Here is a 23,205-nt window from a genome sequence, read left to right on the forward strand (position 1 = left end):
CCGACCTGCTGGCCCCTCCCCCCCCGCCCGCTCCCCCCCGGGGCCCTGTCACCCAACCCACCCCCCCCCCGGGGTGGGGGGGGGGGGGGGGGGCCGCCCCCCCCCCCCCCCCCCCCCCCACCCCGGGCTCCGTGGAGCTCGCGAACACCGTCGGGTCCCGGTCGCCCGGCGTCGTGACCGCGACGACCGTCCGCGCTCTCGCGGACCGGGAGCGTCACCCGACGAATCCGCACGGCGTGCCCGCCGTCCGGCTTTCCCGCGCCGCCGCGCCGGTGACGGACTCCGGGAGCCACGACGTCCGCCGGGAGCGGCCGTGCACCGCGCGCCCCGCACCCGGACGTCCTCCGCCGGCTCCCGCGGGGCGCTGACGCGGGACGAACCGCCGCTGTCGTCGTCGCGGACACCGGGGCTTGCGCGCCCGCGCGCCGGTTTGTTGTTATCGCCTGCACGCCGGGCCGTCTCCTGCGCGGAAGCACGAGAAGTGACGAGAGAGGTCGACATGCGGACACCGCAGGAGCCGGGCGTCGCGACGGTGGTCGCCGCGCGCGAGGGTGACCAGCGCGCCCTGGACGAACTGGTGGCGGGATACCTGCCGCTGGTCTACAACGTCGTCGGGCACGCCCTCAGCGGGCACGCGGACACCGACGACGTGGTGCAGGAGACGATGCTGCGCGCCGTGCACGGCCTGTCCGGCCTGCGCGACCCGGCCAGCTTCCGCTCCTGGCTCGTCGTGATCGCGATGAACCAGGTGCGCGACCGGCACCGCGAGCACCTGCACGCGCCCGTCGGCGACGACGCGCTGGCGGACCTGGCCGATCCCGGCGCGGACTTCGTCGACCTGACGATCGTGCGGCTCCAGCTCTCCGGCCAGCGGCGCGAGGTCGTCGAGGCCACCCGGTGGATCGGCGAGGACGAGCGCGAGCTGCTGTCGCTGTGGTGGCTGGAGGCCGCCGGACGGCTGACGCGCGCCGAGGTCGCCGAGGCGGTCGGTCTCTCGCCGCAGCACACCGCCGTGCGGGTGCAGCGGATGAAGGCTCAGCTGGACGCGGCGCGCACCGTCGTGCGGGTGCTGCGCCACACCCCGCGCTGCCCCGGACTGGACGACGTGGTCTCCGACTGGGACGGCCACCCCAGCGCGCTGTGGCGCAAGCGGATCGTCCGGCACAGCAGGGAGTGCGCGCGCTGCGAGCGGGCGTTCACCGACCTCGCCGCGGTGGAGGGCCTGGTGGCGCGACTGCCGCTCGTGCCCGTCCCGCTCGGCCTGGAGGTCCTGCCGCTGCCCGCCGACCCGGCCACGCTCACCGGGATCGCGGCGCAGGGCACGGCGGTCCGGGGGACGACCCACGGTCAGCTCACGGGGTTCGCGAAGTTCTGGGCGTCCTCGGCCGCCAAGCCGATCGCGGCGGCAGCGGCGGCGGCCGTCGTCGCGGGCGTGGTCGTGGTGGTTCCGCTGGTGAGGCAGGACGACGTGGCCACGGCTGCGGCCCCGCTCACCACGGCGTCGATCCCGTCCGCGCCACCGGCCTCGTCGCAACCGGTCAGCACCTCGCCCAGCGCGACGAGCAGCAGCAGCCCCGCGCCGGCGAGCACCACCACGCCCGTTCCCGCGACGACGCAGGCGCCCGTCGTGGCCGCGCCGCCGGTGCGGCCGGTGGCCCGGTCGGCGAAGAAGGGCGTCAGCACGTGGCACTTCGACGGCGTCACGAGGGCGATCGGCGACGTCGGCGCGGGCTGGTACTACAACTGGGCGACCAACCGGGAGAACGTGGCCGCGCCGGACGGCACCGAGTACGTGCCGATGATCTGGGGCGCGAAGACGGTCACGCGGGCGAACCTGGACACCGCGCGGCGCGAGGGCACGACGCTGCTGGGCTTCAACGAGCCCGACCTGGCCGAGCAGTCGAACATGAGCGTGGAGCAGGCGCTGGAGCTGTGGCCGCAGCTCCAGGCCACCGGGATGCGCCTGGGCAGCCCGGCCGTGGCCCACGGCGCCGACACCCCCGGCGGCTGGCTCGACCGGTTCCTCTCCGGCGCGAAGGCGCGGGGGTCGCGGGTCGACTTCATCACCCTGCACTGGTACGGCTCGGACTTCAGCGCGGCGGCGGTGGGACACCTGAAGAACTACCTGGAGGCCGTGCACGCCCGCTACGGCTTGCCGATCTGGGTGACCGAGTACTCCCTGATGGACTTCTCCGGCGGCTCGGTCCGCTACCCCACCCAGTCCGAGCTGGCCGCGTTCGCCCGCGACTCCAGCGCGATGATGGAGGGACTGTCCTACGTGGAGCGCTACGCCTGGTTCGCCCTCCCGGCCGACAAGCCGGGCACGGGCCTCTACCTGCCGGGCGGCACCCCGAACGCGGTCGGCGAGGCCTACCGCTCGACCACGAGTTGAGCGTTCAGGCACGGTGAGTTGAGCGTTCGGACACCACGAGTTGAGCGTTCCGGACACGCGAAAGCCCCCGGCCTCCTGCGGGCCGGGGGCTTTCGCGTCGGTGCTCGCTCAGGCGCGCGGAGCGGTCCACTTCTGGTTGGCGTTGCCCGAGCAGGTCCAGATCTGGAGCCTGGTCAGGTCGGCCGAGGACTGGCCCGTCGCGTCCACGCACTTGTTCGCCTGCGGGTTCACGATGTCGTTCGCACCGCTGTAGACCCACTTCTGGGCGGCACTGCCGTTGCAGTCCCAGAGCTGGAGCTTCGCACCGTCGGCGGTGGAGCCGTTGGGCACGTCCAGGCACTTGCCGAGAGCGCGCACGGAGCCGTCGGTCGCCCAGGTCCACTTCTGCGCGGCAGAGCCGTTGCACGAGTACAGCTGCACGGCCGTGCCGTTGGCGGTGCTCGCGGCGTTCACGTCGACGCACTTGCCGCCGATGCCGGCGATCTGCCCGGTCGGACCGGTGGCGCCACCGCCACCGGAGGTGTCGGTGACCCGGATGTAGTCGACCACGAGCTGCTGCGGGAACTGCGTGCTGCCGTCGGGGCTGCCCGGCCAGTCACCGCCGACCGCGAGGTTCAGGATCATGTAGAACGGCTTGTCGAACACCCAGCGGTCGCCGCCGAGGTCGGCGGGGGTGCGGGTCTGGTAGACGTTGCCGTCGACCGACCAGCTGATCCTGTTGGGCGACCAGTCGACCGCGAAGGTGTGGAACGCGTCGGCGAACGCCTGCCCGCCCGGCAGGGTGTAGCCCGCGCCGACGCCCTCGGCGCCGGAGTAGCCGGGGCCGTGCAGCGTGCCGTGCACGGTGCCGGGCTCCTTGCCGACGTTCTCCATGATGTCGATCTCACCGCTGTTCGGCCAGCCGACGCTGCCGATGTCGGTGCCCAGCATCCAGAACGCGGGCCAGATGCCCTGCCCGCGCGGCAGCTTCATGCGGGTCTCGAAGCGGCCGTAGGTCTGGGTGAACGTCTGCGCCGTGGAGAACTTGGCCGACGTGTACTCGCACTTGCCGAACCAGCAGTCGTACCCGGCGGGGTTCTCCCGCTTCGCCGTGATGACCAGGTTGCCCTGGCCGTCGAGCGCCGCGTTCTTGGTGCCGTCGGTGTAGTACTGCCGCTCGTGGTTGCCCCAGCCGTTGGTCCCGTTGCCGATCTCGTGCTTCCAGCGGGAACCGTCGACGCCGGAACCGGCCGGTCCGTCGAACTCCTCGGTGAACGTGGCCGCCGCCGCGGAGGCCGTGTTGGTCTCCGCGTCGCGGAGACCGACGAAGGCCGTGGCCCCGACGATCAGGGCCGCGACGGCGACGGCGTACGCCACGCGCGACCTGCGCGCCGTTGTCTGCTTCGACATGTGGTGCTCGCCTCTCGTGCAGGGAAGGTGCGGTCGCGCCCGCTCGGCCCGGCGCGGTGCAGGGGAGGCCGGGACGGCGGGTGGCGCGACCGCGCCGGTGGCGACACCACCCGAAGGGGTGGTGATCTCGATGCGGTGCAAACCCTGACTCACGGAATGCGCTTCGGTCAAGCCGTGCGCGGAATTTGCGATCGTGATCTGCGCGAGATAATCAGCGGCGAAAAACCGTTATCCACCGACACCCCCGCGGTCGTACCGGGAAATTGCATTCGCACAGCACCCGACCAGGTGTGATGCGGTTGAAGACCGAGTGATCGGGCACGCTGCGACAACGAGGTCACTTCCGGTCGATCCGTTGACCGGGCATCGGCGGCGGGACTACGGATGAGGTGCGTCTCCAGCGACAACGACGTCCCCTGCGAGGAGCCACGATGGTCACAACCCCGGCGCGGCGATCACCCGCCGCGCTTCTCCTGCTCGTCACCGCACTCCTGCTGGTTCCCCTGGCGCAGCCCGCGGCCGACGCCGTGGAGCCCTGGCGACCGGGCACACCTCCCCTCAGCACGCCGTGGACCTCGCAGGTGGGTCCGGCGAACGCGCTGCCCGAGTACCCGCGTCCCCAGCTCACCCGGCCCGACTGGCAGAACCTCAACGGCGTCTGGGAGTGGGCGCCCGCGTCGGCCGGTGAGCAGCCGCCGATCGGCCGCGCGCTCGACCGCTCGATCCTCGTGCCCTACCCGGTGGAGTCCGCCCTGTCCGGCATCCAGGAGCACCACGACCGCATGTGGTACCGGCGGGCGTTCGCGGTGCCCGACTCGTGGGCGGGACGGCGGGTGAAGCTCAACTTCGGCGCGGTGGACTGGCAGGCCGACGTGTGGGTCAACGGCACGAGGGTCGGCGGCCACACCGGTGGGTACACCGAGTTCTCCTTCGACGTCACCCCGCAGCTGCGCGCCGGGTCCAACGAGATCGTGGTGGGCGTGTTCGACCCGACCGACGCGGGCGGTCAGCCCGTCGGCAAGCAGCGCCTGTCCCCCGGCGGGATCTTCTACACCGCGTCCTCCGGCATCTGGCAGACCGTGTGGCTGGAGCCGGTCGCGACCGCCCACGTGACCAGGCTCGACATCACGCCCGACGTGCCGGGCAACCGGGTGAACGTGATCGTGCGCGCCACCGGCGGCGCGACCGCGACCGTCGCCGTCAGCACGGCCGCCGGCGTGGTCGGCACCGCGAGCGGCGCACCGGGCAGCACCATCTCCGTGCCCGTCCCGAACGCGCGGCTGTGGTCGCCGGACGACCCGTTCCTCCACGACCTGCGGGTCACCCTGACCGGCGGTGACGCGGTCGGCGGCTACTTCGGGATGCGCTCGGTGGGCCTCGGGGTGGTCGACGGCGTGCTCCGGCCGCTGCTCAACGGACGGTTCGTGTTCCAGATGGGCACGCTCGACCAGGGCTTCTGGCCCGACGGCCTGCACACCGCGCCCACCGACGCGGCGCTGCGGTTCGACGTCCAGGCGCACAAGGACCTCGGGTACAACACGATCCGCAAGCACGTCAAGGTCGAACCGGCCCGCTGGTACCACTGGGCCGACCGGCTGGGCGTGCTCGTGTGGCAGGACATGCCGTCGATGACGACCACCCGCGCGCCCGACGCCGCGGCGAGGAGCAACTTCGAGTCCGAGCTGCGCCAGGTCGTCGACCAGCTCCGCAGCACGACCTCCGTCGTGCAGTGGGTGCCGTTCAACGAGGGCTGGGGCGCCTACGAGCCCGCGCGGATCGCGAACCTCGTGAAGGGCTGGGACCCGTCGCGGCTGGTGAACAACAACTCCGGGCGCAACTGCTGCGGCAACGTCGACGGCGGCAACGGGGACCTGGTCGACGACCACACCTACGTGGGGCCCGGCGACACCGTCCGGCCCACGGCCACGCGCGCGGCCGTGCTCGGCGAGTACGGCGGCCTGGGCCTGCGCGTCGCCGGGCGCGAGTGGAGCCCCGGCAACGGCGGCAGCTACGAGATGGAGCCCGACGGACCGAGCCTGGAGAACCGCTACCTCGGCCTGCTGTCGCAGGTGCAGCGGCTGATCACCAGCAACGGCCTGTCCGCGGCGATCTACACCGAGATCACCGACGTGGAGAACGAGGTCAACGGGCTCTACACCTACGACCGCGCGGTCCTCAAGGTGAACGGGACGCGGCTGCGGGACGCGCACCGGGCGCTGCTGGCCGGGACACCGGTCTACGGGCGGGCGGCCGTGCCGGTCGGCGAGCTGCGGTCGTTGCAGGTCACGACGCCGGGCTTCACCGACCGCTACGCGCGCCACCAGGACGGGCGCGGCCTCACCGAGCACGTGGACGCGGCCAGCTCCGCCCTGCTCAAGGCGGACGCGACGTGGCGGCTCGTGCCGGGGCTGGCCGACTCCTCGTGCACGTCGTTCGAGTCGCGCAACTTCCCCGGCGAGTACCTGCGGCACCGCGACTGGGCGGTGCACCGGGAGCGCGACGACGGGTCGGCGCTGCTGCGCGGGGACGCGACGTGGTGCGCCCGGCCCGGCCTGACCGGTTCGGACGTGTCGTTCGAGTCGCTCAACCACCCCGGCAGGTTCCTGCGGCACGTCGACGCGCGGCTGTGGCTCGCGGACAACAGCGGCAGCGCCCCGCAGCACGCCCCCGCCTTCTACGGGCAGGACGCGACCTGGCGCCTGGCGGCACCCTGGGCGCCCTGAGCAGGCACTACGACGTGGCCCCGGCGGTCGTCCGGGGCCACGTCGGCGATACTGACCTGCATGGCGATCGTGTCGCGCGGCTTCCGCGGCCGGCCGAGCAGCGAGGACAAGCCGCTGCCGCCCGGCCAGTACCTCACGCAGGACTTCCCCGTCCTGTCCGCAGGGCCCACTCCCAAGATCGACCCGGAGCGCTGGAGCTTCACCGTCACCACCGAGACCGGTGAGGACACGTCGTGGTCCTGGCGGGAGTTCCAGGCCCTGCCGATGGAGACCCCCACGGTCGACATCCACTGCGTGACGAAGTGGTCCAAGTTCGACACCACGTGGAGGGGCGTCTCGCTGGACACCCTGCTCGCGGGCGTCGACACGGCTGCTGACCACGCGCTGGTGCACTCCTACGGCGGGTACACCACCAACCTGCCGCTGGAGGACCTGCTCGACGGGCAGGCGTGGCTGGTCCACTCCTACGACGGCGAGGAGCTGCACCCCGAGCACGGCGGTCCCGTCCGGCTGCTGGTCCCGCACCTGTACTTCTGGAAGTCGGCGAAGTGGGTGCGCGGCATCCGGCTGCTGCTGGAGGAGGAGCAGGGCTTCTGGGAGAACGTGGGCTACCACGACCACGGCGACCCGTGGCGCGAGCAGCGCTACCAGGGCGACTAGTGGCGACCACCCGCACCCCGGTGAAGATGACGTGGCGCGTCGCCACCGTCGCCGGGTTCCGCGACGAGACGCCGGCGGCCCGCACGCTCGAGCTGGACGTCCCCGGCTGGCCGGGGCACCTGGCCGGGCAGCACGTGGACGTGAAGCTGACCGCCGAGGACGGCTACAGCACCCAGCGCAGCTACTCCGCGGCCGCGCCCGCCGACGGCGAGCGGATCGAGCTCACCGTGCAGCGGGTGCGCGACGGGGAGGTGTCGCCCTACCTGACCGAGGTGGCCGAGGTCGGCGACCAGGTCGAGGTGCGCGGGCCGATCGGCGGCTGGTTCGTCTGGCGGCCGGAGGACACCGCGCCGGTGCTGCTGGTCGGCGGCGGCTCGGGGATCGTGCCGCTGATGGCGATGATCCGGGCCCGCCGCGCGGCGGGCAGTCTCGTGCCGTTCCGGCTGATCGTGTCGGTGCGCACGCCCGAGGACCTGTACTACGCCGACGAGCTGCGCGTGCCCGACCCCGGTGTGGACGTGACGGTCCTGCACACCCGCTCCGCGCCGGAGGGGTCGCGCAGGCCGCCGGGCCGGATCGGGGTGGCCGACGTGAACACGCACGGCTGGCCCGCGGTGCTGGAGCCGACGTGCTTCGTGTGCGGTCCGACCGGGTTCGTGGAGACCGCGGCCGACGTGCTGGTCGCGCTGGGCCACGACCCGCGCCGCGTGCGCACGGAGCGGTTCGGTCCGAGCGGGTCCTGACCCGCTCAGCCGGCGACGACGGTGCCGACGTGCAGCAGCGGTTCGCCCACGTCGGCGCCGCACGTCCGGTTCGCGTCGGGCAGGAACAGCGCAACGGTGTCGCCCGGCGGGTAGATCCGCAGCCCGCCGGTGTCCACGACCCGGCACTCCTGCGCGGGGTGGGGCGCGAAGCTGGTGATCAGCAGCGGCGCGGCGGCCGTCTCCCCCGGACCCAGCCGCACCGGCGCGCCCACTTCCCCGTCGCGCGCGGCGGCCGGGCCGATCTGCTGGCCGTTCTCCCCGGTCACGAAGGACACGCCGGGAAATCCCACCATCGTGCAAGTGCGGTTCCCCGTGTTGGTGAACACGACGGCCGTGGCGAGGCCGCCCGTGCCACCGCTCTGCTCGCCGAGGGCGACCGACAGCTCGGCCGCGTGGCAGGTCTCGTCCAGCGGGGCGGAGGAGGTGGACGGCGCGGCGACCGGTTCGGCGGAGGGCGTGGGCGCCGGGGACGGGGACGTGGTGCCCCGCGAGGCGCGCTGGTAGCCGTCGCACCCGGCCAGCAGCAGCGCGGTGACCACGAGCAGCGCGGTCGTGCGCATCTCCTCCACCCCCTCGCACCGTGCGGTCGGTGACCGTTCGGTCACCGACCGCACGCTAGTCCAGGGGTGTGGGACGCGCAGGGCGACAGCGGCCGTCCGGAGCGGCCCTCGGGGTGACACCCCTCGATGAGAGCGCTTTCACAGCGCTACCCTCGCTGGGCCGCACCACCCTGTCCCGGTGCGGTGACACCTCGCAGGAGGAGCACCACGTGAACAGAACGACCGCGGTCGGACGGATCGCCGTCTTCGCCGCGACCCTGTCGGCCGCCCTGCTCGTCACAGCCAACTCCACCGCCGCGCCGGCGGGTCCCAGGGAGAACTGGACGTCGGCCACCTCCCCGCACTTCTACAAGACGACGTCGCTGAACGCGCTCGGCCGCGTCGCCGACTCCGCCGCGAACGACGGCAGCGCCCTGCGCCTCACGCTCAAGGCGGGTGCCGCGGCCAACCCCGGCAACGGCATCGAGATCGCGAGCCGGAACAACTACGGCTTCGGCAGCTACAGCACCCGGATGAAGGCGGCGGACTGCTCGGCCCAGCCCCGCGCGGGCGTGGTCACCGGCGCGTTCACCTACGCCACCGACCACTCCGACCGCAACGGCAACGGCCTGCCGGACAACGACGAGATCGACGTCGAGTGGCTGTGCGCGCAGCCCGAGGTGATCTACCTGACGCTGTGGACGGACTACAACGCGTCGAACGACCAGCTCCGCAAGGTCTCGCGGGTGATCGACCTGCGGGCCGGGCGGATCATCTCGACCTGCTTCTCCACCACGTTCGGCGAGTGCGTGGCCGTCAGCTCGGCGGAGAACCAGCCCACGAGCGTGGCCGCGATCCCCGGCTACAACAGCTCCACCCAGTACTACGAGTACGGCTTCGACTGGAGCGCCACCGGCGTGCACTTCTACCTGGTGAACGCGAGCGGCGCCAGGGTCACGCTCTGGGACTACCGCGGACCGGCCTCGCGCATCCCCACCAAGCAGAGCATCTTCATGCAGAACGCCTGGCACACCACGAACTGGGACCCGTACGGCTTCCAGGCGCGTGAGAGGCCCAACCGCGACCTGCACGCGCACGTGGACTGGACGCAGCTGCCCGGCTGACGGCTGCGGACCTCCGAGCACGGCACGACGACCCGGTGGCCACGCTGCCACCGGGTCGTCGTCCGTCCGGCACTAGGAGTGCGGACAGGTGTCGCGGTACTCGGAGATGTTGCGGTCACCGCGCGGGGCCGGGCAGAGGAACTGCTCGTAGCGGGTGTCGTCGTCGACGAACCTCTTCATCCAGGACAGGCTGTACTTGGCGATCGTCGTGTTGGAGATGTTCGGCGCGAAGTGGCTCGCGTCGTCCAGCTCCAGGTACGCCTTGTCCAGGGTGGACGGCAGGCTGTTGTAGAACGGCACGGAGTGCGAGTACACCGGCGCGATCGTGTCCGCCTCCGCGCCGATGACCATCGTCGGAACCCGGACGCGGGACCAGCTCTTCGTCAGGTTCCAGCCCGTCAGCGGAATCGCGGCCTGGAGGCTGGGCCGCTCGTTCGCGGCCTCCAGGGAACCGCCGCCGCCCATCGAGTGACCCGCGACGGCGAGCCTGCCGGCGTCCACCCTGGAGCGGACCGCACTGCGCTGGGTCAGGTGGTCCAGCGCGGCCAGGAGCTGGTCGCCGCGGCTGTCCGGCTGGTCGCTCGTCGTGATGGTGTCGATGTTGAACACGACGAACCCGTGCGACGCCAGGCGCTCGGCCAGCCACGCCATGCTGGACTGCGTGGCGGTGAAGCCGGGCGAGATGGCGATGCCCCCGAACGTGCCCTGGCTGGTGCTCGTCGGGTAGTAGATCGTGCCGCCGCCGAAGCCGGTCGCGCTCAGTCGCGAGACGGAGGTCTCCGAGACGGCGAACGGTCCGCGCACGGCCTCGATGCTGGAGTTCGTGGGTGCCGGGCCCCGCTCGTAGGGGTTCGCGGCGCCCGAGGCGGCGGGGGCGGTGGTGGCCACCGCGCCACCGATCAGAGCGGCGGTCAGGGCGAGCTTCGCCAGTGTCGTGCCGCGTCGGCGCCGGGCCGGACGCGTGGTGTCGCTGGAAGGCTGCACGTCGTTGCTCTTCCTGTTCGCAGGGGGGAAACCACGGGTGCGGCGGTGCTGGTTCCCGAGTGGGTTGACGTGACTCAGTGTTTCCGTCCGGTGACGGTGGCGCATCGGCGCAACCACCCGTGTCAGCGCGTCTTGATCGATGAACGACGAAATTCCGTGCTCACCGCGCGCGGAGACGTCGTGGCGGGCACCCGAGTTGCAGCGCACCCGAGCGCGGTGCAGTATCGAGCGTGAACAACATCAGGCGTCTGCAACTACTGTGTGCGGACGCGCACCCGCTGTTCGGAGGCAATCCCGCATGACCGGTATCCCGACCACCACCCTGAACAACGGGGTGACCATGCCCCAGCTCGGCTTCGGCGTCTTCCAGATCCCCGACGACGAGACGACCACCGCCGTGACGACCGCGCTGGAGGCCGGCTACCGCAGCATCGACACGGCCGCCCTCTACGGCAACGAGGCCGGTGTCGGCACGGCCATCAGCCGGTCCGGCATCCCGCGCGACGAGCTGTTCGTCACCACCAAGCTGTGGAACACCGACCAGGGCTACGACAGCGCCCTGCGGGCGTTCGACGCCAGCGCGAGCAAGCTCGGCCTGGAGCAGGTCGACCTGTACCTGATCCACTGGCCCACCCCGGCCCGCGACCTGTACGTGGAGACGTGGCGGGCGCTGGAGAAGCTGCTGGCCGACGGCCGCGTCCGGGCCATCGGCGTGTCGAACTTCCAGCCCGCCCACCTGGACCGGCTGAGCGCCGAGACCGACGTCGTGCCCGCGCTGAACCAGGTCGAGCTGCACCCGTTCCTCCAGCAGGCGGAGGTGCGCGCGGCGCACGCCGAGCGCGGCATCGCCACGGAGGCGTGGGCTCCCCTGGCCAAGGGCGGCGACCTGCTGTCGGACCGGGTCGTGACGTCGATCGCCGACAAGCACGGCCGCACCCCGGCGCAGGTCGTCCTGCGCTGGCACCTCCAGCTCGGCAACGTCGTGATCCCGAAGTCCGTCACCCCGAAGCGCATCGCGGAGAACATCGCCGTGACCGACTTCGAGCTGGACGACACGGACCTGAAGGACCTGTCCACCCTGGACCGCGACGGACGCACCGGCCCGAACCCGGACGAGTTCAACTGACGCGAGTTGAGCGTTCGGGCACCACGAGTTGAGCGTTCGGACACCACGAGTTGAGCGTTCGCGACGCACACCGTCGGGTGGGGCGTCGCGAACGCTCGTGCCACCGTGCTCGAACGCTCAACTCACCGTGCTCGAACGCTCAACTCGGCGTGCTCGAACGCTCAGCTCGCGCTACGGCACGGCGTGCAGCGCGCCGTCGGCCCCGATCAGGCAGCGCGCGCTGCCCGCGCCGCCGGTGACGAACTCCGTCACGCAACGACCCAGCTGATCGTGCGCGTCGGCGTTCGGGTGGAACGACTGCTGAGCGAGGTGGACGCCGACCGCGTCGAGACCGCCGTGGACGAGCGCCTCGGGGTCGACGGTCAGGCGGCGCTGCCACTCCCCGAACGGCAGGACACCGCGGTTGCTGCACGCCTCGCGGCCCTCCGTGGCGCGGGAGAGGTCGAGGAACCTCACCCCCGCGCGGGCGGCGACGCCGCGCAGCGCCTCGGCGAGCTGCGGCACGGCCGTGGTCCGGCCGTACCCCGCGTCGGCCAGGCGCAGCGGACAGCCCTGCGGACCGTGCAGGACGGGGTCCATCCGCTCGGTGACCGGTGAGGCGTAGGACGTCAGCACGAAGGAGTAGGACGACGGGGCGTACCCGGCGGTGCTCATGGCGGTGCGGACGTCGGCCACCGCGGCCTCGACCTTCGGCGCCATCGCGGCGAGCCTGGCCGGCCACTCGGCGGCCAGGGTCGAGCGGCAGTCCGGGCCGAACGGGTTCAGCCAGGCCGCGACGCAGCTGACGATCGTGTCGGCGAACCGCGGGTCGTCGTTGGCCCCGACCTGGAGCACGACCGCGGTGACCCGGTTGGCCCGCGCCACGTCGATCAGCCTGCGGGCCTGCGACCCCTCCGTGTGGTGGGTGGTGTCGGCGAGCGACACGTTCGCGGAGTTCGCGCCGGAGCAGGCGAGGTTGATCGTGCGCTGGGCGAGCCGGGTGCGGTGCACGAGCGCCCGCGTGGAGCGGTGGCACCAGTTCCCGTTCTCTCCCCGCGTGCCCGGTTCGTAGGACCCGGCACCCTCTCCGGAGATCGCGCTGTCCCCCAGGGACACCACGGCCGTGGGCCGGTCGTCCACCGGTTCGGCGGTCGCCGGTGCCGCGGTGAAGCCCGTCGCCACGAGCAGCAGCGCTGCCACCGCGGCCTTGTGCCTTCGTGACACGTGTCCTCCCACGGCAGGGAACCGGAGAACAGACCGTAACCAGCGGGTGGTGGCCGAACAATCGGCCGATCGGATCTCCTCGTCCGGGGGCTCATCTCACAGCGAAACCGATTGCCGCCGGGAAACATCGCCCCTTACGGTGTACGAGCACTGTGCGTGCATCCGCGCCCGTGCCATCACCTGGAAGAACGAGGGATCATGACGAGTACGACCACGTCCGGGGCCGGATCGGCCGAACCGGTCGGGGAACCCGCCTCCAAGACGTCGCCCCGCGAGGTCGTGCAGGCGATGTCCGGCCTGATGATGGGCATGTTCGTGGCCATCCTGGCGTCGACCGTGGTCTCCAACGCCCTGCCGCGGATCATCGCCGACCTGCACGGGTCGCAGTCCGTCTACACCTGGATCGTCACCACCGAGCTGCTCGCGATGACCGCGACGGTGCCGCTGTGGGGCAAGATGGCCGACCTCTACAGCAAGAAGCTGCTGATCCAGCTCTCGCTCGGCCTGTTCGTCATCGGCTCGCTCATCGCCGGGTTCGCCCCGAACGTCGAGGTCCTCATCGTCAGCCGGGTCGTGCAGGGCCTCGGCGCGGGCGGCATGTCGGCGCTCGCGACGATCGTGATGGCGGCGATGATCCCGCCGCGCGAGCTGGGCCGCTACGCGGGCATCTTCGGCGCCGTGTTCGGCGTCGCCACCGTCGCCGGTCCGCTGATCGGCGGTCTGCTCGTGGACACCTCGTGGCTCGGCTGGCGCTGGTGCTTCTTCATCGGCGTGCCGTTCTCCCTGGCCGCGATCGTGCTGCTCCAGCGCACGCTGAACCTGCCGGTCGTGCGCAAGAAGGTGCAGATCGACTACCTCGGCGCGTTCCTCATCACCGCCGGCGTGTCGACCCTGTTGATCTGGACCACCCTGGCGGGCAACCAGTTCGAGTGGGGCTCCAGCACGTCGATCGCGATGGCCGCCGGCGGTGTCGTGCTGCTGGCGCTCGCGGTGTGGGCCGAGTCCCGCGCGGCCGAGCCGATCGTCCCGCTGAAGATCTTCCGCAACCGGACGGTCGCCCTCACCACCCTCGCCAGCGCGCTGGTCGGCGTGGCGATGTTCGGCGGCACGGTGTTCCTGTCGCAGTACTTCCAGATCGCGCTCGGCAAGACGCCCACCGTCGCGGGCCTGATGAGCCTGCCGATGATCTTCGGGCTGCTCGTCTCCTCGACCGTCGCGGGCCAGATCATCACGAAGCGGGGACGCTGGAAGGCGTTCCTGGTCGCCGGTGCCGCGATCATGACCGTCGGGATGCTGCTGCTCAGCACCATCGGCGCGACCACCAGCACACTGCTCCTGTCGATCTACATGGTGGTGCTCGGCGCCGGTGTCGGCATGCTGATGCAGAACCTCGTGCTCGCCGCGCAGAACGACGTGCCCGCGCAGGACCTCGGGACCACGACGTCGGTGCTGACCTTCTTCCGCAGCATGGGCGGCGCGGTCGGCGTGAGCGTCCTGGGCGCGGTGCTCGCCAACCGGGTCACCTCGCTGATGACGGAGAAGCTCGGCCCGCTCGCGAGCGCGGGCGGCAGCGGCGAGACCTCCAGCGTGCCGAACATCGCCGACCTGCCGCCGGAGGTCGTGGTGATCGTGCAGGACGTCTACGCCACGGCGACGGCGAACCTGTTCCTGATCGGTGCGCCCATCGCCGGACTCGCCCTGCTGACGGTGCTGTTCGTCAAGGAGAAGCCGCTGAACACCCTCAGCGGTGACGAGCGGCTCGTGCAGGAGCAGGCCGCTCTCGGCGGTCACTGACGGCTCCGCGGCACCCCGGTTCCCCGGTGAGGTCCGCCTCGCCGGGGAATCTCCGCCGGTCGGAGGCGTTGCACCCGGTGTGACGCTGCCGACCAGGTTCTCGGTGCTGGACCGCTCGCGCACCCGCGGGGGTCAGCCCGACGGGCGCGCGCTGCGCGACACCGTGGAGTTCGCCCGGCAGATCGAGGCGCTGGGCTACCACCGGTTCTGGGTCTCCGAGCACCACGGCGTGCCCGGTGTCGCCGGATCGGCCCCCACCGTCCTGGCCGCGGCCGTCGCCGCCGCCACGTCGCGCATCCGCGTCGGCACCGGTGGCGTGATGCTGCCCAACCACCGGCCCCTCGTGGTCGCCGAGCAGTTCGGCGTGCTGGAGGCGCTGCACCCCGGACGCGTCGACATGGGACTCGGCCGTTCCGTCGGGTTCACCGCCGCCGTGCGCGAGGCGCTGGGCCACGACCGGGCCGACGCCGAGCGCTTCGGCGAGCAGCTCGAGGAGCTGCTGGGGTACTTCACCGGCGCGCACCGCGTGCACGCCCGTCCGGCCGAGGGTCAGCGCGTTCCGGCGTTCGTCCTGTCCACGGGGTCCGGCGGTGATCACGCGGCGCGCTTCGGGCTGCCGCTGGTGATCGGTCCCGTCCGCGGTGAGGAGCCGATGCTGGAGGCGATCGGGCGCTACCGGGAGCGGTTCGAGCCGTCGCCGTGGGGCGAGCGTCCGCACGTCGTGGTGTCCACCGCCGTGGCCGTGGCCGAGACCACCGAGCGCGCGCGCCGGTTGCTGGTGTCCGAGGCCTGGTCGGCGGCCTGGTCGCGCACCAGGGGCGAGTTCCCGCCGCTGGAACCGGAGGACGACGTGCTGGCCCTGCGGATGACCGACCGCGAGCGGACCCTGTTCACCGAGGCGCAGCGCGACCAGATCGCCGGAACGGCCGAGGAGGTCACGTCGGCGCTGGAGGGACTGGTGGGCCGCAGCGGGGCCGACGAGGTCCTGGTGACCACGAGCGCCCACGACCGCACGGCCCTCCTGGACTCCTACCGCCGCCTGTCCGCCCTGTTCCGCGAGACGCCGGTCCAGGCACCGTGAGGTGACCTCTCCAGCACCGCGGTTCGCCCTCTCGCACCCGGCTCCACGTCGCCGGAGCTCCACTCGCGGTGCCTGAACGGGCAGCTCGCGGTGCTGGAACGGACACCTCGCGGCAGCGGGCCGGTGCGCGCTGCCGCGAGGTGGACGTCAGTGGTCCTGGGGACCCGAGCGGCCCTGCTGCTCGGCGAGGAAGCGCTCCAGCTCGGCGCCCAGCTCGTCGGCGCTGGGCATCGGCTCGTCCTGGGCGAGCAGGAGGTTCTCCTGCTTGTCCTCGGCCTCGGTGAACGCGTCGTACTGGCGCTCCAGCGCTCCGACGACCTGCGCGACCTCGTCCGACTCCGACACCTGGCGGCGGATCTCCGCGTCGGCGCGGCGCGCGGACTCCCGCAGCGCGTCGGAGGGCAGCACGAGGCCGCTGATCCTGGTGACGGCGTCGAGCAGGGTGATGGCGGCCGACGGGTAGGTCGACTGGGCCAGGTAGTGCGGCACGTGGGCGGCGAACCCGGCGGCGTCGTGCCCGGCCTCGCCGAGGCGGAGCTCCAGCAGTCCGGCGACGTTGCCCGGCACCTGCATCCGGTTGAACACCGACGTGTGCCCGGCGATCAGCTCGGGCCGGACGGCGTGGGCGACCACGCCGAGCGGGCGGGTGTGCGGCACGCCCATCGGGATGCCGTGGAAGTTGACCGCCAGCCGGACGCCCCAGCGCTCGATCAGCGTGCGGACGGCCGCGGTGAACCCGTCCCACCTGCGGTCGGGCTCGGGCCCCGTCAGCAGGAGGAACGGCGTGCCCACGCCGTCGTGCATCAGGTGCACGACCAGCTCGGGGGCGTCGTAGTCCTCCCAGCGGTCGGTCACGTAGGTCATCGTGGGACGGCGGGAGCGGTAGTCGATCAGGTCGTCGACGTCGAAGCGGGCGACGACCCTGCTCTCCAGGGTCTCCAGCAGGTGGTCGACGAGCAGGCGACCAGCCGACCCGGCGTCCATGAAGCCGTCGAAGTGGTTCAGCAGCACCGCACCGGTCAGGTCCGGCACGTCCGAGTCCACCTCGTACAGGTTCTCCGGATCCAGCACCTCGGCCTCCAAGCGTCGTCAAGCCCTTCTCCGGTCCCAACACACCGGTCCGGTGATCCATTCCCCCGTTCGGGCAAGTCGTCCGAAGTTCCCGCGTCACCGCTCGCGCCGTCGGCGTCGACCGGACGGTGCGGCACCCCCACGACGCTCCGCCCCCATTCCCGTCTGCCGCGACGCGCACCCCCGTCCGGCGCCGGGGAGAACCGGGTCGACGCGCGGGCACCTGACCTACCAGCAGCGGCCCGCCGGGCCGGACCAGCCGCCCGTGGCGCGGGAGGGCCCGACCCGCGCGAACGACCCGACCCGATCCTCCTGCGGAGTGCCGTGGAATTCGTTAAGAAACTTGCCTGATTCCACGGCGCTCTGCATACTCCGATCTCGCACGACCCACCCACCGACCCCACCGCGTCCGCACGCCCGGAGCCACGGCCCCCCTGCTCGGGCATCCGGCACGCCGCGGACCGGTGGCCCTGCACGAAGTGGACACCTCGTGAAGCGTCACAACACGATCCGGCTCACGGCCGTGGCGGCGGTCACCGCGCTGGCCGCGGCGGGCACCGCACTGGTCCTGATGCAGACGGCCTCGGCCGCCGCCGGGACCGGACCGATCACCGGCCTCGGCGGCAAGTGCCTCGACGTCGCCGCCGCCAACAGCGCCAACGGCACCGCCGTGCAGCTCTACGACTGCAACGGCACCGCCGCGCAGACCTGGACCGTCGACACGACCGCGGGCACCGTCACGGCCCTTGGCAAGTGCCTCGACGTGAGGGACCACGGCACCGCGAACGGCGCGGCCCTCCAGATCTGGAACTGCGCCGGCAGCGCCAACCAGAGGTGGACGGTCAGCTCCGCCCGCGACGTGGTCGGCACCGGCAGCGGCAAGTGCCTGGACGTCACCGGCGGCTCCTCGGCCAACAGCACTCCGGTCCAGCTCTGGTCCTGCACCGGGACCGCGGGCCAGAAGTGGTCCACCCCGGTCACGGGCGGCTCCCCGACGACCACCACCACGCGGACCACCGCGCCCGCCTCGTCCGACCTCGCCGACCCGGCGAAGAAGGACGTCGCCATGCGGCTCGTCTCCAGCGCGGAGAACTCCTCGCTGGACTGGCGTGCCCAGTTCGGCTACATCGAGGACATCGGGGACGGCCGCGGGTACACCGCCGGCATCATCGGCTTCTGCTCCGGCACCGGTGACATGCTGGAACTGGTCGAGCACTACACCTCGGTCGAGCCCGGCAACGCGCTCGCGCCGTACCTGCCCGCCCTGCGCGCGGTGAACTGGACCGACTCCCACCGGGGTCTCGACCCCGGTTACACCTCGGCGTGGCGGACCGCCGCGGCCGACCCGGTGTTCCAGCGGGCGCAGGAGCACGAGCGGGACCGGGTCTACTTCGGCCCGGCCGTGGACCGGGCCAAGCAGGACGGGCTGCGCGCCCTCGGCCAGTTCGCCTACTACGACGCGACCGTCATGCACGGCGGCGGCTTCGACGAGGCCGGGTTCGGCACCATCCGCAGCAGGGCGATGGCTCGCGCGAAGACCCCGGCCCAGGGCGGTGACGAGGTCGCCTACCTGCACGCGTTCCTCGACGAGCGCGTGGCGGCGATGAGGCTGGAGGACGCGCACAGCGAGACCAGCCGCGTCGACACCGCCCAGCGGGTGTTCCTGGACGACGGCAACCTCGACCTGAGCACGCCGCTGACGTGGAAGGTCTACGGCGACAGCTACCGGATCGGCTGATCGGCCGCGCACGAGGCCCCCGTCGCACCGGCGGGGGCCTCGTGCCGTCCGGGGACGTTCCGCCCGGCCGGGCACGGACCGGACACGGCCTCCACCGGTCGTGCGGGACCGGCCGGGCCGCCGTTAAACTCCTGCGGTGATCGATCGGCTCGAATCCTGGTACGCGGTGCTGGCCGAGATCGTCAACAGGTCGCACACGGCGAGCGCCGACGACTTCGTCGCGATCGTCTCCGCCGCCACCGCCTCGCGGGTGGGCGTGCACGCGGAGGTCTACCTGGCCGACCGCCCCCAGCGCCAGCTCCGCCCGGTGCGGCCCGAGGGCGGCGCTCCGATGCCGATCGACTCGACGATCGCGGGCCGCGCGTTCCGGCTCATGGAGTTCACCGAGGCCGAGGAGCTGCCCGGCGAGCGTCCGGTGGTCTGGATGCCCGTGCTCAACGGCACCGAGCGGCTGGGGGTGATCCGACTGGAGCTGCCCCTGGGCACCGACGTGCGCGACGGCTGGCTGCGGGAGCAGTGCTGGGTGCTCACCGGGCTCGTGGGCCACCTGATGATGACGAAGTTCGCCTACAGCGACCTGCTGCACCGGGTGCGCCGCCCCGATCCCCTCACCGTCCCGGCGGAGCTGCTCTGGCAGCTCCTGCCGCCGCAGACCTTCGCCTGCCACCAGCTCGTGATCACCGCCACGATGGAGCCCTACGACCGGGTCGGCGGTGACGGGTACGACTACGCCGTGGACGCCCGGACGGCGCACCTGGCGGTGTTCGACGCCGTGGGCCACGACATCGAGGCCGGTCTCACCTGCGCCCTCGCGCTGGCCGCGACCCGCAACGCCCGCCGCGCCGGCGCCGGTCTGATCGAGGCTGCGACGCTGGCCGACGAGGTGATCCGCGGTCGCTTCGACGACTTCCGGTTCACCACGGCCGTGCTGGCCGAGCTGGACCTGGAGACCGGTGTGCTGAGCTACCTCAACGCCGGTCATCCGCCACCCGTGCTGCTGCGCTCCAGCCGGGTGGTGAAGACCCTGGACGGCCCGGCGCGCCCGCCGCTGGGCCTGGGCCACCTGAAGCCGGAGACACCGGTGGTGCGGCAGGAGCAGCTGGAGCCCGGCGACCGGGTCCTGCTGCACACCGACGGCGTCACCGAGGCGCGCGGCTCCAGCGGCGAGGAGTTCGGCCTGGCCAGACTGGTCGACCTGACCGAGCGGCAGGACGGCGCCGGGCTGCCGCCGCCGGAGACCCTGCGCAGGCTGACCCACGCCGTCCTGGGCCACGAGACCGGCGGTCTCCAGGACGACGCGACTCTCCTGCTGGTGGAGTGGACCGCCGGACGCCCGCTCGACCTGCTCCCGCACGGCTGAGCCCGTGCACCCCGAGCTGCGCACCGCCGACGGCACGCCCCTGCTGCTGTGGCGCCCGCCCGCGCCGCTGCTCGCGATCTCCTCCGGCCCGCACGGCGGCGGCATCGGCCACCGCGCGTGGGCGCTCAACGCGACCGTCGACCACCTCTACGACCGCGACGACCCCGACGAGCACGTGCGGGAGCTGGCCGACGCGCTCGGCCTGCCCGACGGCGGGACCGGACTGCTGACCGCCGTGGACGTCCGCACCGCCGTGCACGTCACCGACGACGGCGTGCGCGCCTGGGTCACGACCGGCATCGGCGCGCACCCGATCTGGGCCGCCTCCCCCGAACCTCCCCGGTCCGTCCCCGCGGTGGGCACCGTCAACGCGGTGTGCGTCCTGCCCGTGCGGCTCTCCGACGCCGCGCTGGTCAACGCCGTCGCCACCGCGGCGGAGGCCAAGGCGCAGGCGCTGGGCGAGGCCGGGGTGCCGGGCACCGGCACGGTCACCGACGCCGTCGTCCTGCTCTGCCCGACCGGCGGCCCGGTCGAGCGCTACGGCGGGCCGCGCTCGCCGGTCGGGTCGGCGCTCGCCCGCGCCGTGCACGCCTGCGTGCGCGCGGGGCTGGCCACCGACACCTCCCGACGCTGACGGGCCCGCCCCCCCGCAGAGCGGAGGACGGGCCCGTCGTGCTCGGGAGGAGCTACCTGCCGCGCCTCTTGGTGTCGCGCGCGGAGCTGGTGCACACCGAGCCCACGTCCACGGTCTGCCCGCGGTCGACGTACACGTCGGTCACGCCCACCAGCTTGCCCTTCCGGTTGGTGCAGGTCAGCTGGTACGCCTCCTTCGGCCCGTACGTGGTGGGCGTCGGCGAGGCGAAGTCCACCCGGCCGGCGCTCCAGTCGTCCACGGCGTTCGGGTCGGCCTGCGCGAAGTTCACGACCAGCGCCGTGTAGTCCCCGGCGGGCGGGTCGTGCATGACCGCCGTCTCCGAGTTCGTCCCGCCGGTGGCCGACGAGGCGACGACCGCGCCGGTCGAGTCGACGACGTAGAGGTCCCAGTCGGTGTCGACGGAGCCCCACCTGATCGAGACGGCCGCCTTCCCGTTGTCCGCGTCCGGGAGTCCGGCGATGCGGAACGGGATCGCCTCGGCGGTCGAGTCGGCCGGGTAGTTCGTGTTGATCGCCGGGACGCCCTCCGGGTTGGCGAGGGTCGTGCCCACCTGCGGCGGCGCCTGCGGATCGCGCCCGAGGCGACCGGCGACGTAGGGCCGGGTCGAGGCGTTGACCGCCCACGCGAACCGGCCACCGGTCGTGCCCAGGGTCGAGTTCAGGTCGTCCCGCACGTAGATCGGCGGGGTCGTCGAGCCGTCGGGCTGCAGCACCGGCGAGGTCGGGGTCTGGAACGTCTTGTGCAGCTTCAGCGTGTGCCCGGCGGGGGCGGTGCCCACCAGCGTGGAGTGCGCAGACGGGTCGGCCGCGTTCTTCAGCATCTCCAGGAACGCGCCGCGGTTGCCGCCCTTGCCCGCGCCCGCCGCGGGCGCCTGGCCCAGGTACTCGGCCACGACCCCCTCCGCGAACGGCGGGTGGAACTCGCTCGGGCCGATCTCCAGCGTGTAGCCGAGACCGCCGGTCGCCCAGAACGACCAGTCCTCGGTGGTGCCCGTGGTGTCGTACAGCGCCCACGACGGCTGGCTGGTGTAGCCGTTGCGGGACGCCATCGCGTCTCCCAGCGCCTTGCTGGCCGCCTCCTCCAGCGGGGGACGCACGTCCAGCACGCCCGGCACGCGCAGCACCAGGTTCGAGTAGGTGTGCAGGGTCAGCAGGTTCGTCACCTGGCGGTCGGACACGATCGAACGGACGTTGCGGGTCTCCGGCTCGGAGAACGGGGCCGACCCGCGGAAGGTGTCGCTGCGCCAGTTCGGCGACGCGCCGGAGCCGCCCCAGAAGCCGCCGTAGTTGCGGTTGAGGTCCGTGCCGCGCTCACGACCGGCCGGGTTCGCGCTGCACACGCCCGTGCGCAGCTCCGGCGGCGAGTCCTCGACCCGGCAGTTCTTGCGCTTCATCTCGTAGTCGAACCGGGAGAAGTCGCCGCGCGGTTCGGCCTCGCGGGAGATGGTGAAGCCGTCGGGGTTCACCACCGGCACGACGACGTTGCGCGTCCGGTCGACCAGGCCGCGGATCTCCGCGTCCTTCGCGTAGCCCCGGACCAGCTCGTACGCCCACTCCATCGCGTGCTCCGCCGCGGGCCACTCGCGCGCGTGGTGCAGGGCCAGGGTGAGGTTGACGGGCTTTCCGTCGGCGGTGTTGCCGACGTTCTGGGCGATCTCCAGGGCGACGACGTCCTTGCCCTCGATCGTCGGGTGCGGCAGCGTCACGGCGCGCGCGATCCTCGGGTTCGTGCGCGCGAGCTCCTTCACCTCGTACTCGTAGTCCCACAGGTGGCGGTAGCTCGTCCGGCCGGACGGCAGGCCGGTGCTCGCCGTCCTGGCGGCGTACTCCCGGTCCTCCGCGGCGTTGGCGCGCGACGTGGCCGACAGGTCGGGGTTCAGCACCTCGAAGGTGAACCCGCTCTCGCGCAGCGTCCGGCGGTCCTCCTCACCGGCGAGCACGACCTCGACGCCGGTCGCGTCGGCCTTCTCCGTCACGTCCAGGCCGAGGCCCAGGAGCGTCGACTTGTCCTGCTGGCTCGCGGTGGACACCCGCACCAGCTCCGCGCGCTCGGTGGGCCCGCCCTGACGGTCGATCGCGAGGAAGTCCACGCCCAGCACGACGCTGCGCGCGCCGCCGCCGTAGCGGCAGCCCTGGACCACGAGCTGCTGGCCCTCGCGCACGAAGCTCTCCGCGAACTCCCGGTTGGCCAGCGCGGCGGACGCCGCGACCAGCTCGCCGGTGGCCTTGTCGAACACCGCCACGTCCCAGTCGCCCGGGGCGCCCTCGTGATCGGTCAGCCGCGCCTGCACCAGGCCGTCGACCGAGGAGGTGACCTCGCGCCGGTCCACGCCCGCCGCCGTCGCGGGCAGCACCTCCTGGAAGCAGGACCGCGCCACCGCGCGGTCGGCGCGCAGCACGTTCTCCTGCGCGGACGCGACCGGCGCGTTCAGTCCGAAGATCACCGCCGCGCCCACCCCGAGCGCGGCCACCGCCCTGACGCTGCTCGTTCTGGAAGGAGAAGGTGTCATCAGAACCCCCCGTTCGTCCGTCGACGGGTGTCGACGGACGTCGACGGTAACGACGCGGAGGCCCCGTGGTAACCGCAATTCGTCTGATGTCGA

At 72.5% G+C, this 23,205-nt stretch carries 17 protein-coding genes; 11 read left to right on the plus strand and 6 right to left on the minus strand.

Translation table 11 applies throughout. The features are described 5' to 3' along the window. Positions 1 to 499 precede the first annotated feature (499 nt). A complete protein-coding gene (locus tag IMZ35_RS20570; RefSeq protein WP_199442763.1) occupies positions 500 to 2,392 on the plus strand; it encodes a sigma-70 family RNA polymerase sigma factor in 1,893 nt (630 codons plus the stop codon). A gap of 108 nt (positions 2,393 to 2,500) precedes the next feature. Here the strand turns inward: IMZ35_RS20570 and IMZ35_RS20575 are convergent, their stop codons facing one another. After that, on the minus strand, positions 2,501 to 3,781 hold the full coding sequence (locus IMZ35_RS20575) for a glycoside hydrolase family 16 protein (protein WP_199442764.1): 1,281 nt from the start codon (positions 3,779 to 3,781) through the stop codon (positions 2,501 to 2,503). 431 nt (positions 3,782 to 4,212) lie between these two features. On the opposite strand from IMZ35_RS20575, the gene IMZ35_RS20580 reads away from it, so the two are divergent. Genes IMZ35_RS20580 through IMZ35_RS20590 form a run of 3 tightly spaced genes read left to right on the plus strand, consistent with a single transcriptional unit; the run spans position 4,213 to position 7,907 of the window. Then, complete coding sequence (locus tag IMZ35_RS20580) at positions 4,213 to 6,504, plus strand: AbfB domain-containing protein (RefSeq protein WP_199442765.1); 2,292 nt, start codon at positions 4,213 to 4,215, stop codon at positions 6,502 to 6,504. 60 nt (positions 6,505 to 6,564) lie between these two features. Then, entirely contained in the window at positions 6,565 to 7,164 is a 600-nt protein-coding gene (locus IMZ35_RS20585) for a sulfite oxidase-like oxidoreductase (RefSeq protein ID WP_199442766.1), read from the plus strand. 26 nt (positions 7,165 to 7,190) lie between these two features. Next, on the plus strand, positions 7,191 to 7,907 hold the full coding sequence (locus IMZ35_RS20590) for a ferredoxin reductase (RefSeq protein WP_199442917.1): 717 nt from the start codon (positions 7,191 to 7,193) through the stop codon (positions 7,905 to 7,907). Positions 7,908 to 7,912: 5 nt separating this feature from the next. Here IMZ35_RS20590 and IMZ35_RS20595 read toward each other — a convergent pair whose 3' ends face one another. Continuing rightward, the gene (locus IMZ35_RS20595; RefSeq protein ID WP_199442767.1) at positions 7,913 to 8,488 is read right to left on the minus strand and encodes a DUF4232 domain-containing protein; all 576 of its coding nucleotides are present in this window, start codon (positions 8,486 to 8,488) and stop codon (positions 7,913 to 7,915) included. Positions 8,489 to 8,697: 209 nt separating this feature from the next. Between IMZ35_RS20595 and IMZ35_RS20600 the strand changes: the two genes are divergently transcribed. Then, the gene (locus IMZ35_RS20600) at positions 8,698 to 9,591 is read left to right on the plus strand and encodes a glycoside hydrolase family 16 protein (protein WP_199442768.1); all 894 of its coding nucleotides are present in this window, start codon (positions 8,698 to 8,700) and stop codon (positions 9,589 to 9,591) included. A 72-nt stretch (positions 9,592 to 9,663) separates the two neighbouring features. On the opposite strand, the gene bdeA is transcribed toward IMZ35_RS20600, so the two are convergent. Beyond that, positions 9,664 to 10,575 carry a bis(hydroxyethyl) terephthalate hydrolase gene (gene bdeA, locus IMZ35_RS20605; protein WP_438816889.1) on the minus strand — a complete coding sequence of 304 codons (912 nt, stop codon included), beginning with the start codon at positions 10,573 to 10,575 and terminating at the stop codon, positions 9,664 to 9,666. A gap of 298 nt (positions 10,576 to 10,873) precedes the next feature. Here bdeA and IMZ35_RS20610 point away from each other — a divergent pair, with 298 nt between their 5' ends. Further along, positions 10,874 to 11,701, plus strand: a complete 828-nt coding sequence (locus tag IMZ35_RS20610; RefSeq protein WP_199442769.1) for an aldo/keto reductase — start codon at positions 10,874 to 10,876, stop codon at positions 11,699 to 11,701. 171 nt (positions 11,702 to 11,872) lie between these two features. Here IMZ35_RS20610 and IMZ35_RS20615 read toward each other — a convergent pair whose 3' ends face one another. After that, positions 11,873 to 12,904 carry a GDSL-type esterase/lipase family protein gene (locus tag IMZ35_RS20615; protein ID WP_307868489.1) on the minus strand — a complete coding sequence of 344 codons (1,032 nt, stop codon included), beginning with the start codon at positions 12,902 to 12,904 and terminating at the stop codon, positions 11,873 to 11,875. 198 nt (positions 12,905 to 13,102) lie between these two features. Between IMZ35_RS20615 and IMZ35_RS20620 the strand changes: the two genes are divergently transcribed. Next, a complete protein-coding gene (locus IMZ35_RS20620) occupies positions 13,103 to 14,698 on the plus strand; it encodes an MDR family MFS transporter (RefSeq protein ID WP_199442770.1) in 1,596 nt (531 codons plus the stop codon). Between the two features lie 79 nt (positions 14,699 to 14,777). After that, positions 14,778 to 15,779, plus strand: a complete 1,002-nt coding sequence (locus tag IMZ35_RS20625) for an MsnO8 family LLM class oxidoreductase (RefSeq protein WP_307868490.1) — start codon at positions 14,778 to 14,780, stop codon at positions 15,777 to 15,779. Between the two features lie 147 nt (positions 15,780 to 15,926). Here the strand turns inward: IMZ35_RS20625 and IMZ35_RS20630 are convergent, their stop codons facing one another. Beyond that, the gene (locus IMZ35_RS20630) at positions 15,927 to 16,850 is read right to left on the minus strand and encodes a proteasome assembly chaperone family protein (RefSeq protein WP_307868491.1); all 924 of its coding nucleotides are present in this window, start codon (positions 16,848 to 16,850) and stop codon (positions 15,927 to 15,929) included. A gap of 490 nt (positions 16,851 to 17,340) precedes the next feature. On the opposite strand from IMZ35_RS20630, the gene IMZ35_RS31815 reads away from it, so the two are divergent. The 3 genes from IMZ35_RS31815 (at position 17,341) to IMZ35_RS20645 (ending at position 20,582) form a co-directional block, all read left to right on the plus strand. Then, positions 17,341 to 18,588, plus strand: coding sequence for a chitosanase (locus tag IMZ35_RS31815; RefSeq protein ID WP_307868493.1), 1,248 nt, complete (start codon positions 17,341 to 17,343; stop codon positions 18,586 to 18,588). Positions 18,589 to 18,724: 136 nt separating this feature from the next. Continuing rightward, entirely contained in the window at positions 18,725 to 19,948 is a 1,224-nt protein-coding gene (locus IMZ35_RS20640) for a PP2C family protein-serine/threonine phosphatase (RefSeq protein ID WP_307868494.1), read from the plus strand. Positions 19,949 to 19,952: 4 nt separating this feature from the next. Then, positions 19,953 to 20,582 (plus strand): adenosylcobinamide amidohydrolase, encoded by a 630-nt coding sequence (locus tag IMZ35_RS20645; protein WP_199442771.1) that lies wholly within the window; start codon positions 19,953 to 19,955, stop codon positions 20,580 to 20,582. 52 nt (positions 20,583 to 20,634) lie between these two features. Here the strand turns inward: IMZ35_RS20645 and IMZ35_RS20650 are convergent, their stop codons facing one another. Beyond that, entirely contained in the window at positions 20,635 to 23,112 is a 2,478-nt protein-coding gene (locus tag IMZ35_RS20650; protein WP_199442772.1) for a M14 family zinc carboxypeptidase, read from the minus strand. Between the last annotated feature and the right edge of the window lie 93 nt (positions 23,113 to 23,205).

Source organism: Umezawaea beigongshangensis (genome assembly GCF_016464305.1).
In the GTDB taxonomy this organism is placed as follows: Bacteria; Actinomycetota; Actinomycetes; order Mycobacteriales; family Pseudonocardiaceae; genus Umezawaea_A; species Umezawaea_A beigongshangensis.

Excerpts from the sequence above, each read along its gene's own strand:
- IMZ35_RS20570 (WP_199442763.1), top strand. The coding sequence starts at position 500 with ATGCGGACACCGCAGGAGCCGGGCGTCGCGACGGTGGTCGCCGCGCGC.
- IMZ35_RS20575 (WP_199442764.1), bottom strand. The coding sequence starts at position 3,781 with ATGTCGAAGCAGACAACGGCGCGCAGGTCGCGCGTGGCGTACGCCGTC.
- IMZ35_RS20580 (WP_199442765.1), top strand. The coding sequence starts at position 4,213 with ATGGTCACAACCCCGGCGCGGCGATCACCCGCCGCGCTTCTCCTGCTC.
- IMZ35_RS20585 (WP_199442766.1), top strand. The coding sequence starts at position 6,565 with ATGGCGATCGTGTCGCGCGGCTTCCGCGGCCGGCCGAGCAGCGAGGAC.
- IMZ35_RS20590 (WP_199442917.1), top strand. The coding sequence starts at position 7,191 with ATGACGTGGCGCGTCGCCACCGTCGCCGGGTTCCGCGACGAGACGCCG.
- IMZ35_RS20595 (WP_199442767.1), bottom strand. The coding sequence starts at position 8,488 with ATGCGCACGACCGCGCTGCTCGTGGTCACCGCGCTGCTGCTGGCCGGG.
- IMZ35_RS20610 (WP_199442769.1), top strand. The coding sequence starts at position 10,874 with ATGACCGGTATCCCGACCACCACCCTGAACAACGGGGTGACCATGCCC.
- IMZ35_RS20620 (WP_199442770.1), top strand. The coding sequence starts at position 13,103 with ATGACGAGTACGACCACGTCCGGGGCCGGATCGGCCGAACCGGTCGGG.
- IMZ35_RS20650 (WP_199442772.1), bottom strand. The coding sequence starts at position 23,112 with ATGACACCTTCTCCTTCCAGAACGAGCAGCGTCAGGGCGGTGGCCGCG.